The organism is Marinobacter albus (assembly GCF_030238305.1).
Classification (GTDB): Bacteria; Pseudomonadota; Gammaproteobacteria; order Pseudomonadales; family Oleiphilaceae; genus Marinobacter; species Marinobacter albus.
Genome location: NZ_JASSQD010000001.1, coordinates 2,295,564 through 2,311,984, shown reverse-complemented (window position 1 = coordinate 2,311,984; position 16,421 = coordinate 2,295,564). Strand labels below are relative to the sequence as shown.

General features: G+C 57.8%; 13 protein-coding genes. 12 read left to right on the top strand and 1 reads right to left on the bottom strand.

Annotated elements, in window-relative coordinates; translation table 11 throughout:
• From sdhA to rluB, 11 genes are all read left to right on the top strand, one after another.
• Positions 1–1,773: a succinate dehydrogenase flavoprotein subunit gene (sdhA, locus tag QQF73_RS10720; RefSeq protein WP_219865475.1), complete on the top strand. Its 1,773-nt coding sequence runs from the start codon at positions 1–3 to the stop codon at positions 1,771–1,773.
• Between the two features lie 14 nt (positions 1,774–1,787).
• On the top strand, positions 1,788–2,492 hold the full coding sequence (locus QQF73_RS10715) for a succinate dehydrogenase iron-sulfur subunit (RefSeq protein ID WP_219865476.1): 705 nt from the start codon (positions 1,788–1,790) through the stop codon (positions 2,490–2,492).
• A 312-nt stretch (positions 2,493–2,804) separates the two neighbouring features.
• Complete coding sequence (locus QQF73_RS10710; protein WP_219865477.1) at positions 2,805–5,642, top strand: 2-oxoglutarate dehydrogenase E1 component; 2,838 nt, start codon at positions 2,805–2,807, stop codon at positions 5,640–5,642.
• A gap of 25 nt (positions 5,643–5,667) precedes the next feature.
• Entirely contained in the window at positions 5,668–6,888 is a 1,221-nt protein-coding gene (gene odhB / locus QQF73_RS10705; protein WP_219865478.1) for a 2-oxoglutarate dehydrogenase complex dihydrolipoyllysine-residue succinyltransferase, read from the top strand.
• 35 nt (positions 6,889–6,923) lie between these two features.
• Complete coding sequence (gene lpdA / locus QQF73_RS10700; protein ID WP_219865479.1) at positions 6,924–8,366, top strand: dihydrolipoyl dehydrogenase; 1,443 nt, start codon at positions 6,924–6,926, stop codon at positions 8,364–8,366.
• Positions 8,367–8,560: 194 nt separating this feature from the next.
• Positions 8,561–9,727: an ADP-forming succinate--CoA ligase subunit beta gene (sucC, locus tag QQF73_RS10695; protein WP_219865480.1), complete on the top strand. Its 1,167-nt coding sequence runs from the start codon at positions 8,561–8,563 to the stop codon at positions 9,725–9,727.
• Positions 9,727–10,599 (top strand): succinate--CoA ligase subunit alpha, encoded by an 873-nt coding sequence (sucD, locus tag QQF73_RS10690; protein ID WP_219865481.1) that lies wholly within the window; start codon positions 9,727–9,729, stop codon positions 10,597–10,599. The genes sucC and sucD overlap by 1 nt, the downstream gene beginning before the upstream one ends.
• 118 nt (positions 10,600–10,717) lie before the next feature.
• The gene (locus QQF73_RS10685) at positions 10,718–11,932 is read left to right on the top strand and encodes a tryptophan--tRNA ligase (protein WP_219865482.1); all 1,215 of its coding nucleotides are present in this window, start codon (positions 10,718–10,720) and stop codon (positions 11,930–11,932) included.
• Positions 11,933–11,987: 55 nt separating this feature from the next.
• On the top strand, positions 11,988–12,821 hold the full coding sequence (locus QQF73_RS10680) for a segregation and condensation protein A (protein WP_285368194.1): 834 nt from the start codon (positions 11,988–11,990) through the stop codon (positions 12,819–12,821).
• 50 nt (positions 12,822–12,871) lie between these two features.
• Positions 12,872–13,501 (top strand): SMC-Scp complex subunit ScpB, encoded by a 630-nt coding sequence (gene scpB, locus QQF73_RS10675; RefSeq protein ID WP_219865484.1) that lies wholly within the window; start codon positions 12,872–12,874, stop codon positions 13,499–13,501.
• Positions 13,502–13,539: 38 nt separating this feature from the next.
• The gene (gene rluB / locus QQF73_RS10670; RefSeq protein ID WP_219865485.1) at positions 13,540–14,511 is read left to right on the top strand and encodes a 23S rRNA pseudouridine(2605) synthase RluB; all 972 of its coding nucleotides are present in this window, start codon (positions 13,540–13,542) and stop codon (positions 14,509–14,511) included.
• Positions 14,512–14,514: 3 nt separating this feature from the next.
• Here rluB and QQF73_RS10665 read toward each other — a convergent pair whose 3' ends face one another.
• A complete protein-coding gene (locus QQF73_RS10665) occupies positions 14,515–15,441 on the bottom strand; it encodes a GGDEF domain-containing protein (protein WP_285368193.1) in 927 nt (308 codons plus the stop codon).
• Positions 15,442–15,736: 295 nt separating this feature from the next.
• Between QQF73_RS10665 and QQF73_RS10660 the strand changes: the two genes are divergently transcribed.
• Entirely contained in the window at positions 15,737–16,420 is a 684-nt protein-coding gene (locus QQF73_RS10660) for a GntR family transcriptional regulator (protein ID WP_219865487.1), read from the top strand.
• Position 16,421 lies beyond the last annotated feature (1 nt).

The following is a 16,421-nucleotide window of genomic DNA, read 5'->3' as shown; positions in this document are numbered from 1 at the left end:
ATGGCTAACATCAAGACCATGTCTTATGACGCGATTGTTATCGGTGGTGGCGGTGCCGGTATGCGTGCCGCCCTGCAGTTGACCGAATCCGGCGTCAATACTGCTTGTATCACGAAAGTTTTTCCGACTCGTTCCCACACTGTCTCTGCGCAGGGTGGCATCACCTGTGCGATCGCCAGTGCGGATCCGAACGATGATTGGCGCTGGCACATGTACGACACCGTCAAGGGGTCTGACTACATTGGTGACCAGGACGCGATCGAGTACATGTGTTCCGTTGGCCCGCAAGCGGTGTTTGAGCTCGAGCACATGGGGCTGCCGTTCTCCCGCACCGAGCAGGGCCGCATCTACCAGCGCCCGTTTGGTGGTCAGTCCAAGGGGCCGGACAATCCGACGCAGGCGGCCCGTACCTGCGCTGCTGCTGACCGCACCGGTCACGCACTGCTGCACACCCTTTACCAGGCAAACCTCAAGGGAGGTACCACCTTCCTGAATGAATGGTATGCCGTCGATCTGGTCAAAAACAGCAAGGACGAAGTTGTTGGCGTCGTGGCCATCGAAATTGAGACCGGCGAAGTGGCCTATATCAAGTGCAAGGCCACCGTCCTCGCCACTGGAGGTGCTGGTCGCATTTATTCATCCACAACCAACGCCCTGATCAACACCGGTGATGGCATCGGTATGGCCCTGCGTGCCGGGTTCCCGATGCAGGACATGGAAATGTGGCAGTTCCATCCCACCGGTATCCACGGCGCTGGTACGCTGGTTACAGAAGGCTGTCGGGGTGAGGGCGGTTACCTCATCAACGCCGAGGGCGAGCGTTTCATGGAGCGCTACGCGCCCAACGCCAAAGATCTCGCCGGCCGTGATGTTGTGGCTCGCTCCATGGTTATCGAGATTCTGGAAGGTCGTGGTTGCGGTCCCGACAAGGATCACGTTCTGCTGAAGCTGGATCACCTTGGCGAAGAAACTCTGAACCTGCGTCTGCCGGGCATCTGTGAGCTGTCGCGCACCTTTGCGCACGTGGATCCGGTAAAAGAGCCGATTCCCGTGGTTCCGACCTGCCACTACATGATGGGCGGGATTCCGACCAACGTCGGTGGTCAGGCGCTGACCCAGGACGAGAGTGGAAATGACAAGCCGATCCCGGGTCTGTTTGCCTGTGGTGAGGCGGCCTGCGTGTCCGTTCACGGTGCCAACCGTCTGGGCGGTAACTCGCTCCTCGACCTGGTTGTCTTCGGCCGCGCGGCCGGCCTGCACATCGAAGAGCAGCTGCGGGGCGGTTTCGAAGTGGACGATGCCAGCGAAGAGGATATCAAGCGTGCCATGGCGCGTCTGGATCGTCTGAACAGTGCCTCTGAGGGCGAGAGTGTGGCCGAGGTCCGGAAGGATCTTCAGAGCTGCATGCAGCTCTACTTCGGTGTATTCCGGGATGGCGACAGCATGGAAGAAGGTCTCAAGAAGCTGGAGGCCATTGGAGAGCGCGTTCGCAACACCAAGTTGGCCGACACCAGCAGCGCCTTCAACACCGCACGTATTGAGGCGCTCGAATTGGATAACCTGTACGAGGTTGCTCTGGCTACCGCGATTTCCGCGTATGAGCGCAAGGAAAGCCGCGGTGCCCACGCCCGTAACGACTTCACCGAGCGTGATGACGAAAACTGGCTCAAGCACTCTCTCTATTTCCCGCTGGACAAGCGTGTTGGCAAGCGTGCTGTAAACTTCGCGCCCAAGACCGTTGACACCTTCCAGCCGAAGATCCGGACTTACTAAGGGGGACGCAGACAATGTTGGTAAGCCTTTATCGTTATAACCCGGAAACCGATAACGCCCCTTACATGCAGGACGTTGATGTTGAGCTTCCGGAAGGCAAGGATCTGATGGTCCTGGACGTCCTGAACCTGATGAAGGAGAAGGATCCGTCCGTTGCCTACCGTCGGTCCTGCCGTGAGGGTGTTTGTGGCTCTGACGGCATGAACATGAACGGCAAAAATGGCCTGGCCTGTATTACGCCGGTGTCCCAAGTGGTCAAGGGTGACAAGCTGGTCCTGCGTCCGCTGCCGGGTTTGCCGGTTATTCGGGATCTGGTTGTGGATTTGAGTCTGTTCTACCAGCAGTATGAGAAAGTCATGCCTTACCTGGTGAACAACAAGCCCGCACCGGCGATCGAGCGGCTGCAATCACCTGAAGACCGGGAAAAGCTGGATGGCCTGTACGAGTGTATTCTCTGTGCCTGCTGTTCGACGTCCTGCCCGTCTTTCTGGTGGAATCCGGACAAGTTTATCGGTCCTGCCGGCCTGCTGCAGGCCTATCGCTTCCTTGCTGACAGCCGGGATACCGCCCAGGCCGAGCGTCTGGCAAACCTGGATGACCCGTTCAGCGTATTCCGCTGCCGGGGTATAATGAACTGCGTAAGCGTCTGTCCAAAAGGCCTGAACCCCACAAGGGCGATCGGCCACATTCGGAATCTCCTGCTGCAACGGGCTACATAAACAGCAGGTTTGAGCGAAAACGCTATACTGTTCTGACCAGGTTATGCACCTCGAAGGCCCTGCAACGGCGCAGGGCCTTCAACCAAAGGCTTATATTCAAAAGTCTTACCCGGGTGCACACTACGCATGCCGTGACGAGAGCTTAGAAGGTTGTCTCATGGTTTGCTGAGTAAACAACCACCGGGGAAAGGAAAACATCCACGTCGGGTGTGGTGGCCATAGTCGATCCCGTAAAAACCCGTATTGACTGAGAATTACCCCTGGCCGACCATATCGGGCTCCCCCGCACCAGCCCAAGGTGAGCTATTCAAAATGCACGAAAGCATCATGGAGCAGTTATGGCAGACTTCCCACCTGCAGGGTGGAAATCTTGCCTATGTTGAACAGCTTTTTGAAACCTACCTGACAGACCCCAATGCCGTCCCCGAAGAGTGGCGGAGCTATTTCGACAAGCTTCCCAGTGTAGACGGCTATCATGGTCGTGATGTTGACCATTCTTCCATCCGCCAACAGTTTGAACATATCTCCCGTAATCAGCGTTTTCTGGCCAGTGGTGGGGTTCCCGCCAGTGTGACGACTGACGCCGACAAGAAGCAGATTCGTGTTCTTCAGTTGATCAACGCTTACCGTTTCCGTGGTCACCAGGAAGCGAAGCTGGATCCGCTTGGTGTCTGGCAACGTCCACAGGTAGAAGATCTGGATCCCGCGTTTCATGAGCTTTCGGATTCAGACAATGATCTCGAGTTCCAGACCGGGTCCCTGAATTTTGGCTCCGAGGCGATGAAGCTCGGAGACATCGTTGACGGTTTGCGCCGCACCTATTGCGAGAGCATCGGTGCTGAGTACATGCACGTCGTCGATACTCGAATCAAGCGGTGGTTTCAGCAACGTATGGAGCCCGTCCGCTCCCGCCCGGACTATGAGGCGAAAACCCGCAAGCATATCCTTGAGCGTCTGACTGCTGCAGAAGGTCTGGAGAAGTACCTGGGTTCGCGCTATCCGGGCGTCAAGCGTTTTGGTCTCGAGGGTGCTGAGAGTCTGATCCCCTGTCTGGATGAGCTGATTCAGCGTGCCGGCTATTATGGCGCCAAGGAAATCGTTCTGGGTATGGCGCACCGTGGTCGCCTCAACGTGCTGGTGAATACGCTCGGCAAGAACCCCAAAGAACTGTTTGACGAATTTGAAGGCAAGAAGCTGGCCGATTCCGGGTCCGGTGACGTGAAATATCATCAGGGTTTCTCTTCGAACGTGATGACGCCGGGCGGTGAAGTGCACCTGGCCATGGCATTCAACCCGTCGCACCTCGAAATCGTGTCGCCGGTGGTTGAGGGGTCGGTTCGTGCCCGTCAGACCCGCCGGAATGACAACGATGGTACCCAAGTCGTGCCGATCATCATGCACGGTGACGCAGCGTTCGCCGGGCAGGGTGTGGTGATGGAAACCTTCCAGATGTCCCAGACCCGGGGCTACGGTGTAGGCGGCACCATCCATATCGTCATCAATAACCAGGTTGGTTTCACCACCAGCAAACAGGAAGACGCTCGCTCCACCGAGTATTGCACCGACGTGGCCAAGATGGTCCAGGCGCCGATCCTGCACGTTAACGCCGACGATCCGGACGCGGTGATGTTCGCCACCCAGATGGCGATGGACTATCGCAACGAATTCAAGAACGACGTGGTTATTGACCTGGTGTGCTACCGCCGCCGCGGCCACAACGAGGCGGATGAGCCGGCAGCAACCCAGCCGGTGATGTACGAAAAAATCCGCAAGCTCAAGACCACCCGAAACCTGTATGCCGAGCAACTGGTTGCCGCCGGTGTGATCACCGAGGAAGAAGGCAAGCAGATGGAAAACGATTACCGTGACGCGCTGGATGACGGCGAGCACGTGGTCAAATCCCTGGTCAAGGAGCCGAACAAGGAGCTCTACGTTGACTGGACGCCGTACCTGGGTCACGAGTGGACAGCCAAGTGTAAGTCCAGCGTCAGCCTGAAAACGATCCAGAGGCTCGGCAAGAAGCTGACCTCTGTTCCGGAAGGGTTCAGCATTCAGCGGCAGGTTTCCAAGATCGTCTCTGATCGAGAGAAGATGACGGCCGGGGCTCTGCCGATCAACTGGGGCTACGGTGAAGTCATGGCGTACGCCACTTTGCTGGACGAAGGCCATCCGATCCGGATTACCGGACAGGACGTAGGGCGGGGTACGTTCTCCCATCGCCACGCGGTGCTGCATAACCAGAAGGGCGGCTCGACGCACATTGCTCTTGAGGAACTGTCCGACGACCAGCCGAAATTTGAAATCTACGATTCGCTGCTGTCCGAAGAAGCGGTAATGGCGTTCGAGTACGGGTATGCCACCACGGCTCCGAGCGGCCTCATTGTCTGGGAAGCCCAGTTCGGTGATTTCGCCAACGGTGCCCAGGTCGTTATCGATCAGTTCCTGACCAGTGGCGAACATAAGTGGGGTCGTCTGTGTGGTCTGACTCTGCTGCTGCCTCACGGCTACGAAGGGCAGGGACCGGAGCACAGTTCGGCCCGTCTGGAGCGTTTCCTGCAATTGTGCGCCGAGCACAATATTCAGGTGTGCGTACCCACGACGCCGTCCCAGGTTTTCCATATGCTGCGTCGTCAGGTGAAGCGCCCGCTGCGCAAGCCACTGGTGGCGATCACTCCGAAGAGTCTGCTGCGTCACAAAGAGGCGACGTCCGATCTTGATGACCTGACCTCGGGCACATTCCAGACGGTACTGCCGGAGAAGGAACCTTCCGATCCCAAGAAGGTCACCCGCCTGATCATGTGCAGTGGCAAGGTGTACTTCGACCTGCTGGAGAAGAAGAAAACGGATGAGCGAGAGGATGTGGCCATTCTGCGCATCGAGCAGCTGTATCCGTTCCCCGGGGACGATCTGGACGCACTTATCGGCCAGTACACCAAACTCAAAAATGTGGTGTGGTGCCAGGAAGAGCCCATGAACCAGGGTGCCTGGTATCCAAGCCAGCATCACATGAGAAATGCGCTTCAGCGCCTGAATCCAAAACTGTACCTCCAGTATGCTGGTCGCGATGCCTCGGCTGCTCCCGCTTGTGGACACATGTCTGTCCACATCGAAGAGCAGAAGAAGCTGGTAAACGACGCGTTTGAAATCTGACGAGCTACCGAACTAAGGATCCGTAATGTCAACTGAGATTAAAGCCCCCGTTTTCCCGGAGTCGGTCGCAGAAGGTACCGTTGCGACCTGGCACAAGCAGCCGGGCGAAGCCTGTTCACGTGATGAACTGATTGTCGATATTGAAACCGATAAGGTTGTACTGGAAGTTGTTGCCCCGGCAGACGGCGTGATCGAGGAGATCGTCAAGGGCGAAGGCGATACAGTCGAGAGCGGTGAAGTCATCGGCAAATTCAAGGAAGGGGCTGCGGGCGAGTCCAAGCCTGCCGAGACCAAAAAGGAAGAAGCACCAGCAGCCGAAGCCCCGAAAGCTGAAGCAGCGGCGTCCGGTGATGCCATCCTGAGCCCCGCGGCACGCAAGCTGGCTGAGGAAAACAATATCGATCCCAATGCCATCAAGGGCACCGGGAAAGACGGTCGGGTCACCAAGGAAGACGTGCAGAACCACGTCGACAACAAGCCGTCTGGCGGTTCTGCTGCACCGCAGCCGGCTGCGCAGATGCCCGAAGTAAACGTGGCCTCTGGTGAGCGTCCTGAGAAGCGCGTACCGATGACTCGTCTGCGTGCAAGCATTGCCAAGCGTCTGGTGAATGCCCAGCAAAGCGCTGCCATGCTGACCACCTTTAACGAGGTGAACATGGCGCCGATCATGGAGTTGCGCAAGCAGTATAAGGAAAGCTTCGAAAAGCGCCATGGCATCAAGCTTGGCTTCATGTCCTTCTTTACCAAGGCCGCAACCGAGGCTCTTAAGCGTTTCCCGGCCGTGAACGCCTCTATCGACGGCAACGATATGGTCTACCACGGATACCAGGATATCGGTGTCGCAGTATCCACGGACCGAGGGCTGGTGGTTCCGGTTCTCCGCGACTCCGACGCCATGGGACTCGCAGATATCGAGAAGAAGATTGTTGAGTACGGCACCAAGGCGAAAGAGGGCAAGCTGGGCATTGAAGAGATGACCGGCGGTACCTTCACGATCACCAATGGCGGTATTTTTGGCTCCCTGATTTCAACGCCTATCCTGAATCCGCCGCAGACGGCGATTCTGGGCATGCACAAGATCCAGGAACGCCCGATGGCGGTCAATGGCAAGGTGGAAATCTTGCCGATGATGTATCTGGCGCTGTCCTATGACCACCGGATGATCGATGGTAAGGAAGCGGTGCAGTTCCTTGTAGCTATTAAGGAAATGCTTGAGGACCCGGCGCGTATTCTGCTGGACGTCTGAGCTGACACTTAACGAATCAGAAAACGGGATCAAATATGTCTGATAAGTACGACGTAATTGTCATTGGCGCGGGCCCGGGTGGTTATGTGGCCGCCATCAAGGCCGCTCAGCTGGGCCTGAAAACAGCTTGTGTTGAATCATGGACATCGACCGATGGCAAGAGCCAGGTGCTTGGTGGCACCTGTCTGAACGTGGGCTGTATTCCCTCGAAGGCGCTGCTGGAGATTTCTCACAAGTTTGAGGAGACCACCCACGATTACGAGATGCAGGGCATCATCGCCAAGGATGTCAAAATGGACATCGCGAAGATGATGGAGCGCAAGAGCGGCATCGTTAAGCAGCTTACCGGCGGTATTGCCGGTCTGTTCAAGGCCAATGGCGTTACGTCCATCCACGGTCACGGCAAACTGCTGGCCAACCGCAAGGTTGAGGTTACCGACAAGGATGGCAAGGCCACGACTTATGAGGCTGAGAACGTCATCCTGGCATCCGGCTCCAAGCCGATCCAGATTCCGCCTGCGCCGTTCGACGGCGAGTACATCGTCGACTCCGAGGGCGCGCTGGAATTTACCGAAGTGCCGAAGCGCCTGGGTGTGATTGGTGCTGGCGTGATCGGCTTGGAACTGGGCAGTGTCTGGGCGCGCCTGGGTTCCGAGGTAACGGTCCTGGAAGCCCAGGACACCTTCCTGCCTGCCGTTGATCAGCAGGTCGCCAAGGACGCGATGAAGCAGTTCAAGAAGCAGGGGCTGGACATCGTCATGGGTGCCCGGATGACGGGTGCCGAGGTCAAGCGTAAGCTGGTAAACGTGACCTACGAAGATTCCAAGGGGAAGCACGAGGCCAAGTTTGACAAGTTGATTGTCGCGGTTGGTCGTCGTCCCTACACCGACAACCTGCTGTCCGAGGACGCGGGCGTTCAGATGGATGAGCGTGGTTTCATCTTTGTCGATGACAACTGCAAGACCGAAGCGCCGGGCGTCTGGGCGGTCGGTGACGTTGTTCGTGGCCCGATGCTGGCACACAAGGCCTCTGAAGAGGGCGTGATGGTTGCGGAGCGTATTGCCGGGCACAAGCCTCAGGTCAATTACGATTGCATTCCGAACGTCATCTACACTGCGCCGGAAGTGGCTTGGGTAGGCATGACCGAAGAACAGCTCAAGGCCGAAGGTGAGGACTACAACGTCGGCACCTTCCCGTTTGCTGCGAACGGTCGGGCCATGGCTGCCAACTCGGCTTCTGGACTGGTCAAGATCATCGCTGATGCGAAAACAGACCGTATTCTCGGTTTTCATGTGGTCGGTCCCCAGGCGTCAGAGATTGTCGCTCAGGGCGTGATTGCCATGGAGTTTGGCTCCAGCGCCGAAGATCTGGCCTTGACCTGCTTTGCGCATCCGACTCTGTCCGAGTCCGTGCACGAAGCGGCCCTGGCCGTTGCCGGTGGCGCGATTCACGTCGCCAACCGCCGCAAAAAGAAGTAACGCAAGCCAGGAAACAGGGGCGCCAATGACGGCGCCCCACTGCCATAAAACGGCTGGTTTCCGGTTGCGCTCAAGGCGGGTTGAGGTGATCCCCGATCCGCCAAATCGAATTCGCAACAGCAGCTCCCGACAGGGACTTGCGCGGGTTCATTTCCGTATGTGGTTATCCTCCATCAATAAGCGGGACATTAACTATGAATTTGCATGAATATCAGGGCAAACAGCTTTTCGCTGAGTATGGCCTGCCAGTATCCGAGGGCGTTGCCTGTGATACCCCTCAAGAGGCCGTAGCGGCCGCTACCGAAATCGGCGGTGACGCATGGGTAGTCAAAGCACAGGTTCACGCGGGTGGACGTGGTAAGGCTGGCGGCGTAAAGCTGGTCAAAAGCAAAGACGAGATTCGTGAGTTTGCCGAGAAGTGGCTGGGCAAGAACCTGGTAACCTACCAGACCGACGAGCACGGCCAGCCGGTCAGCAAGATTCTGGTTGAATCCCTCACTGACATCGACCAGGAGCTTTACCTGGGCGCCGTTGTCGATCGTGGCACCCGTCGCATCGTGTTCATGGCTTCCACTGAAGGTGGGGTCGAGATTGAGCAGGTTGCCGAAGAAACGCCGGAAAAGATCCTCAAGGCCGAAATCGATCCGCTGGTTGGCGCACAGCCGTACCAGGGCCGTGAGCTGGCATTCAAACTGGGGCTCGAAGGCAAGCAGATCGGTCAGTTCACCAAGATCTTCCTGGGTCTGGCGAAGCTTTTCGAGGAGCGCGACCTGGCTCTGCTCGAGATCAACCCGCTGGTTATCACCCCGGCCGGTGATTTGCACTGCCTCGACGCCAAGATCGGCGTAGACGGCAATGCGCTGTACCGTCAGAAGAAAATCCATGAAATGCACGATCCGTCCCAGGAAGATTCCCGGGAAGCCGAAGCCGCCAGGTGGGAACTCAACTACGTGGCACTGGAAGGTAACATCGGCTGCATGGTCAACGGTGCGGGCCTTGCCATGGGTACCATGGACATCATCAAGCTGTCCGGCGGCCAGCCTGCCAACTTCCTGGACGTTGGCGGCGGTGCGACCAAAGAGCGCGTATCCGAAGCGTTCAAGATCATCCTGTCTGACGACAACGTACAGGCCGTTCTGGTTAATATCTTCGGCGGCATCGTTCGCTGCGACATGATCGCAGAGGGCATCATCGGTGCGGTCAAGGAAGTGGGTGTCAAAGTGCCGGTTGTTGTTCGTCTTGAAGGCAACAACGCCGAGAAGGGCACGCAGGTACTCCAGGAAAGTGGCCTGAACATCATCGCGGCTACCAGCCTGGCTAACGCCGCAGAGCAAGTCGTTAAAGCCGCAGGGGGTAAATAATGAGCATCCTGATCAACAAAGACACCAAGGTTATCTGCCAGGGCTTTACCGGCGCACAGGGTACCTTCCACTCCGAGCAGGCGATTGAATACGGCACCAAGATGGTTGGCGGCGTAAGCCCGGGCAAGGGCGGTACCGAGCATTTGGGCTTGCCCGTGTTCAACACGGTCCGTGAGGCGGTCGAGAAGACCGGCGCAGAAGCTACCGTTATCTATGTACCGGCTCCGTTCTGTAAGGATGCGATCATCGAAGCTGCTGACGCTGGCATCCAGCTGATTGTCTGCATCACCGAGGGCATCCCGACCATCGACATGCTGTACGCCAAAGAATACGTTGATCGTAAAGGCGTTCGTATGATCGGTCCGAACTGTCCGGGTGTGATCACTCCGGGTGAGTGCAAGATCGGCATCATGCCCGGTCACATTCACAAGCCGGGCAAAGTGGGCATCGTGTCCCGTTCCGGTACGCTGACTTACGAAGCGGTCAAGCAGACCACAGACTTCGGTTATGGTCAGTCCACCTGCATCGGTATCGGTGGCGACCCGATCCCGGGCTCCAACTTCATCGATATCCTGAAGCTGTTGCAGGACGATCCGCAGACCGAAGCTATCGTCATGATCGGTGAGATCGGCGGTACCGCGGAAGAGGAAGCGGCCGCTTTCATCAAGGAGAACGTAACGAAGCCGGTGGTTTCCTACATCGCCGGTGTAACTGCGCCTCCAGGCAAGCGTATGGGTCACGCCGGCGCCATCATCTCTGGTGGTAAGGGCACGGCCGACGAGAAGTTTGCCGCCCTGAACGATGCCGGTGTTAAAACCGTGCGCAGCCTGGCCGAAATCGGCAAGGCTTTGAAGGAAGCAACTGGCTGGTAAGTCGGTCTTCTTTCAGGAAACCCCCGTTTCTGCCCTGCAGAGCGGGGGTTTTTTATTTATAATGCCGGGTCGCCTGAACTATGATGGCGGTTCCCATTCAAAATAAGGAGTTCGTGCTTTGAGTTCTGTAGATTCCCAGCAAAGGGTTCTGTCCGGCATGCGTCCGACCGGCAAGCTTCACCTTGGTCACTACCACGGTGTGCTGAAAAACTGGGTGAAACTCCAGCACGAGTTCGAGTGCTTTTTCTTCGTCGCCGATTGGCACGCGCTCACCACTGATTACGACGATCCCTCCGGGATTGAGCAGAGCGTCTGGGATATGGTGATCGACTGGCTTGCTGCCGGCGTCAATCCCGGGTCATCGACCATGTTTATCCAGTCCCAGGTGCCCGAGCATGCCGAGCTCCACCTGTTGCTGTCGATGATTACGCCGCTGGGCTGGCTGGAGCGGGTGCCCACCTTCAAGGACCAGCAGGAGAAGCTCCGCGAAAAAGACCTCGCGACCTACGGTTTTCTGGGTTATCCGTTGCTGCAGAGCGCCGATATCCTGGTGTATCGCGCCGGTAAGGTGCCGGTTGGCGCCGATCAGGTGTCCCACGTAGAGATCACTCGGGAAATTGCCCGTCGCTTCAACCACCTCTACGGTCGTGAGCCCGGCTTCGAAGAGCAGGCCGAAGGCGCCATCGTGAAGATGGGCAAGAAGAACGCGAAGCTCTACCGGACCCTCAAGAAGCGATATCAGGAGGAGGGCGATCTTGAGGCTCTCGAGACGGCCCGGGCGCTGCTGAAAGAGCAGCAAAACATCTCTCTGGGTGACCGCGAGCGCCTGTATGGTTACATCGAGGGTGGCGGTAAGGTCATTCTGCCGGAACCCCAGCCGCTGCTCACGCCCGAGTCCAAGATGCCGGGTCTGGATGGCCAGAAGATGTCCAAGTCCTACAACAACTACATAGGTCTGCGTGAAGAACCGGACAGCGTGGCCCAGAAAATCCGGACCATGCAGACGGATCCACAGCGGGTGCGCCGGACCGATCCCGGTGATCCCGACAAGTGTCCGGTCTGGGACATGCACAAGATCTACTCCGACGCCGATACCCAGGATTGGGTGCAGCACGGCTGTCGGAGTGCCGGGATTGGCTGCCTTGACTGTAAAAAGCCTCTTATTGATGCCATCGTCGAGGAACAGCGGCCCCTGCATGAGCGTGCTCGTGAGTATGAGGGCAATCCCGACCTGGTCCATTCAATCCTGCAGGAAGGGCGGGAACATGCGCGTGACGCGGCCCGGGATACCCTGGAGGAAGTGCGCGCTGCGATGGGGCTGCATTACCGCTAGTCTGGCTCAGAGAGTGTGGATGTGAGGCCAGCGATCGGTTTCCGAGGAGAAGCGTATGACGGATGAGTCGACCGGCACGGCCGTGCCAGGTACAGAGGAGGGAGCCGCAGACTCGGCGGCCCTCGCCCGCGTCTCGGGGAAACCGGTTGTTGATCTGCCGAAGGATCTTTACATCCCACCCGATGCGCTGGCGGTGTTCCTCGAAGCCTTCGAGGGGCCCCTGGATCTGTTGCTTTACCTCATCCGCCGCCAGAATATGAACATTCTGGACATTGATGTCAGTGAAATTACCCGTCAGTACATGGATTACATCGGGGCGGTTGAAGCCATGCGCTTTGAACTCGCCGCTGAATACCTGGTGATGGCAGCGACGCTGGCCGAGATCAAATCGCGCATGCTGTTGCCGCGCCAGGAGAGTGACGACGAGGAGGAAATTGATCCGCGGGCTGAATTGATTCGCCGGTTGCAGCAGTACGAACGGTTCAAGAAAGCTGCCGAAGATATCGACGAGATTCCCCGCCTGGAGCGGGACAACTTTTTGGCCTCCGTGGCGTTGCCCAAGCTGCCTTCCAGTCAGCCACACCCGGATGTGGATCTCCGGGAGATGCTGCTGGCGCTGCAGGGGGTCTTGCAGCGCGCGGACCTGTTCACGAGCCACCACGTGGAGCGGGAGAGGTTGTCCACCCGTGAGCGGATGTCGGCCATCCTGTCAGTGCTTCAGGACGATCATTTCGTATCGTTCGAAAGTCTGTTCACGCCGGAGGAGGGCAAGCTGGGCGTGGTGGTGACCTTCCTGGCAGCCCTGGAGCTGGTCAAGGAGCAGTTGATAGAGGTGGTGCAGGCGGAAGTTCTGGGGCCGATTCATGTTCGGGCCCGGGCGGTCAGTTGATTGTGGCCTCCGGCCGGTAACGACAGCAGTGGGGGAAGCGGATAACCGTTATGAATGAAGAGCATCTTTTACGTATTCAGGCCATCACCGAAGCGGCGCTGCTGACTGCCGGAAAGCCGCTTTCCCTCGAACAGCTGCGCGAACTGTTTGCCGAGGACGAGCGTCCGGCCCGGCAGGTTATGGAACATGTGATGATGCTTCTCGAGTCCGCCTGCGAGGGCAGGGGCTTCGAGCTGAAAAAAGTTGCCAGTGGCTATCGCCTCCAGGTTAGGGAGGAATACGCCCCCTGGGTCGGCCGGCTGTTCGAGGAAAAACCGCAGCGCTACTCCCGCGCCCTGTTAGAGACCCTGGCGCTCATTGCGTACCGGCAACCAATCACGCGCGGCGAGATCGAGGACATTCGGGGTGTCACGGTAAGCAGCAATATCATCCGAACACTTCTTGAGCGAGAGTGGGTGCGCGTTGTGGGGCATCGGGATGTGCCGGGCCGCCCGGCCATGTACGCCACAACCAAACAGTTTCTGGACTATTTCAACCTCGTTGGACTGGACCAGTTGCCGCCACTGTCGGAAGTGCGGGATCTGGAAGAGATCGGCCGTGAGATTGAAAAGAATATGCAGGCGGAAATTGAATTCGAGTCCCCGGCTTCCGGCGACTCGGATGAGCAGACACTTCACTGAAACCATCAAGGTCTCAGGCAGTTACTAAGGATTTATCAATGGGTTCAGAACGCCCGAAAAAGGCGGCCAGACCGGTCGTGGAGAAAGCCAGCGAAGGTGGTCCGGAGCGCATACAGAAACTCCTGGCCCGCGTGGGAGCCGGTTCCCGGCGTGAAATAGAAGGCTGGATGGAAGCGGGGCGCCTTACGGTTAATGGGCACGCGGTCTCGCCTGGACAAAAGGCGACGCCTGAAGACCGGTTTGAGCTGGATGGAAAGCGGCTGGATGTCTCCGGTGCAGCCGAGGTTGTTCGCCGGGTGTTGATATACAACAAGCCTGAAGGCGAGGTGACGACGCGTAAGGATCCGGAGGGTCGGCCAACGGTTTTCGACCGCCTGCCTCGTCTGAAGGACCATCGCTGGATTTCCATAGGCCGGCTGGATATCAACACCACCGGACTCGTTATGTTCACCACCGACGGTGAACTGGCCAACCGGCTGATGCATCCATCCCGCCAGATCGACCGGGAGTACGCGGTTCGTATTTTCGGGGAAGTCGATGACGCCATGCTTGAGCGCCTGATGGAGGGTGTTCTCCTTGAAGACGGCATGGCGAAATTCACGGACATCAGTCCCGCGGGTGGTAGCGGCATGAACCGCTGGTTTCACGTGACTCTTCTTGAAGGGCGTAATCGGGAGGTTCGCCGACTTTGGGAGTCCCAGGGCGTGCGGGTCAGTCGCCTGAAGCGCGTGCGTTACGGCCCGATTTTTCTGCCCAGTCGGTTGACCCTGGGTAAGTGGGAAGAGCTTGACCAGAAAGCTGTCGATATCCTCAGCCGGACTGTGGATCTGGCCCCGGTCGAGATTCCCCAGAAGACACCAAACGAGAAGGCTGCGCAGGATCGTCAGCGCAGGAAAAGCCCCGGCCGGAGCCAGAAACGCAGTGGTAGCCGCTGGCAGGTCAGCGATTCTGGCCCGCCGAAAGCATCCGGAAAGGATGCCGCTGGCAAGAAGAGAGGGCCGCGAAAGTAGTTTCTAACGGATGGCAGCGAAGACTCGCGTGCAATTTCGACCCTGACGTTTCGCCTGATAGAGCGCGTCATCTGCCCGGGCCAGCCATTGCCCGGGCGCTTCCCCCTTGAGGTGCATGGCAACGCCACAGCTTGTAGTTACGGAAAGCTTCGCATCCCCGCAATCAACAACAATCCCGGTGATTGCTTCCCTGATCCTCTCTGCCACATCTTTCGCACCTTGCTCTCCGGTATGGGGGAGCAGGACCGCAAACTCCTCCCCGCCGAAACGGTAGACGCTGTCAGAGGTTCGAACTGACCGTTCGAGACACTCCGCGGCCATCTGCAACAGGTGATCGCCCACCACGTGGCCATGGTTGTCGTTGACCGACTTGAAGTGATCCAGATCGCAGAGGACGAGCGAGTACTCGTCACTGTGCCTGTCGGACAGCTGGCTTGAACGGAGCAGGGCTTCGTCCAGCGCCCGCTTATTGGGGATTCCGGTCAGCGCGTCAGTCAGGGAGGCTTTTTCGATGGTGATGTACTGGCAGGCATTGCGCAGAGGGCAGATTGCGGTGCCCAGAATGGTTTCGACGCCCTCCAGTTCCTCGTCAGCGAACTTCTTCCGGCGATACAGGGTGAGCACGCCGTAGGAAACGCCCTCCAGATTCAGCCGGTATTCGCACCGGTGCTGCCCGCCCAGGCCAGTGGCGAAGACGAAGTCCTCACGGGCAATTCGGTGCCGGTAGTGGAGAGAATCGAAAGGCACGATATCTGCCAGTTCCTCTGCCAGAATGCCAAGCTGGGTCTCGAGCGAGAGTGTTGTAGACAGACGGCGGGCGAGTCTTGTGAGAACATCCGAAGGATTGTGCCAATCCTCCCGGGCCTGCCGTAGCGCGGCAAGTATACGGGCCTGCGAGACAGGTCGTTGAAGGGAAGGAATGTGTTTCACTAAGCTCACTCTGTCGTTAAGATTTAGGGCGTTACCGTGCACCCCACGCAATTAAGCACTAAACGTGCCGTCCTATAAAAAGATATAAAAAAAACAATTGCCTCCCGTTTTGGTCTGTAGATAACGTGAAAACAAAGGCCGGGCGAGCGTGCTCTCTGTCAATTTAGCGGCAGGCATTTGCCGCCCACTTGCGATAGCGTGCGCAAATGTCGGGAAAGGGATTGGGCTGACGGATGCCTGTGGTAAACTCTTGCGCTTGTACCTACGCCGTCTGCAGAAGTGAGCGACCCGATTTATGAGGTTTCAGGCCCCGGAAAGTCTGTCTGAACAAATTGCCCAGCACCTTGGCCAGCGGATCGTTACCCGGGATCTGAAGCCTGGTGAACGAATTCAGGAACTCAAGGTGGCCGGCGAGCTCAATGTCAGCCGTGGCTCTGTTCGTGAAGCGCTGCTGATTCTTGAGCGGCGGCACCTGATTGAGATATTTCCCCGGCGCGGCGCTGTTGTCTCCAAGCTGACACCAGAAAGCGTCAACAGCCTCTACGACATCTACATTGATCTGCTATGCATGCTCGGACGAAAGGTCCTTGAGCGATGGTCAGGTGCCGATCTCGGGGGTGTCATGGGCCAGGTGAAGGAGCTCCAGGCCGTCATTGATGCGCTCAATTCCACCGGCGCAGATGCCGCCGAAAAGGTAATTGATGCAGGCTTCGGAGTCATGCGCTATGCCTACGGTCTGGTCGATAACCCGTTTCTGGAAGAAACTCTCGAAAATTTCCGGCCGGCCATCAGTCGGACCTATTTCGTTGCTCTCGAAAATTTCCGGGATGAAATTGCTGAAACCGCGACGTTTTTCAGGCAACTTGCCGACGCTGCAGTCAGTGACGATTCGGCTCGACTGCAATCGGTGATCCAGGCGTTTGGCGAGCATCAGCGGCAACAGGTTTTGACCATTCTCAGGGAGGAGGCGAGCGCCTGAT

Coding starts and splice junctions, on each gene's coding strand:
- sdhA (WP_219865475.1), top strand. CDS start 1: ATGGCTAACATCAAGACCATGTCTTATGACGCGATTGTTATCGGTGGT.
- QQF73_RS10715 (WP_219865476.1), top strand. CDS start 1,788: ATGTTGGTAAGCCTTTATCGTTATAACCCGGAAACCGATAACGCCCCT.
- QQF73_RS10710 (WP_219865477.1), top strand. CDS start 2,805: ATGCACGAAAGCATCATGGAGCAGTTATGGCAGACTTCCCACCTGCAG.
- odhB (WP_219865478.1), top strand. CDS start 5,668: ATGTCAACTGAGATTAAAGCCCCCGTTTTCCCGGAGTCGGTCGCAGAA.
- lpdA (WP_219865479.1), top strand. CDS start 6,924: ATGTCTGATAAGTACGACGTAATTGTCATTGGCGCGGGCCCGGGTGGT.
- sucC (WP_219865480.1), top strand. CDS start 8,561: ATGAATTTGCATGAATATCAGGGCAAACAGCTTTTCGCTGAGTATGGC.
- sucD (WP_219865481.1), top strand. CDS start 9,727: ATGAGCATCCTGATCAACAAAGACACCAAGGTTATCTGCCAGGGCTTT.
- QQF73_RS10680 (WP_285368194.1), top strand. CDS start 11,988: ATGACGGATGAGTCGACCGGCACGGCCGTGCCAGGTACAGAGGAGGGA.
- scpB (WP_219865484.1), top strand. CDS start 12,872: ATGAATGAAGAGCATCTTTTACGTATTCAGGCCATCACCGAAGCGGCG.
- rluB (WP_219865485.1), top strand. CDS start 13,540: ATGGGTTCAGAACGCCCGAAAAAGGCGGCCAGACCGGTCGTGGAGAAA.
- QQF73_RS10660 (WP_219865487.1), top strand. CDS start 15,737: ATGAGGTTTCAGGCCCCGGAAAGTCTGTCTGAACAAATTGCCCAGCAC.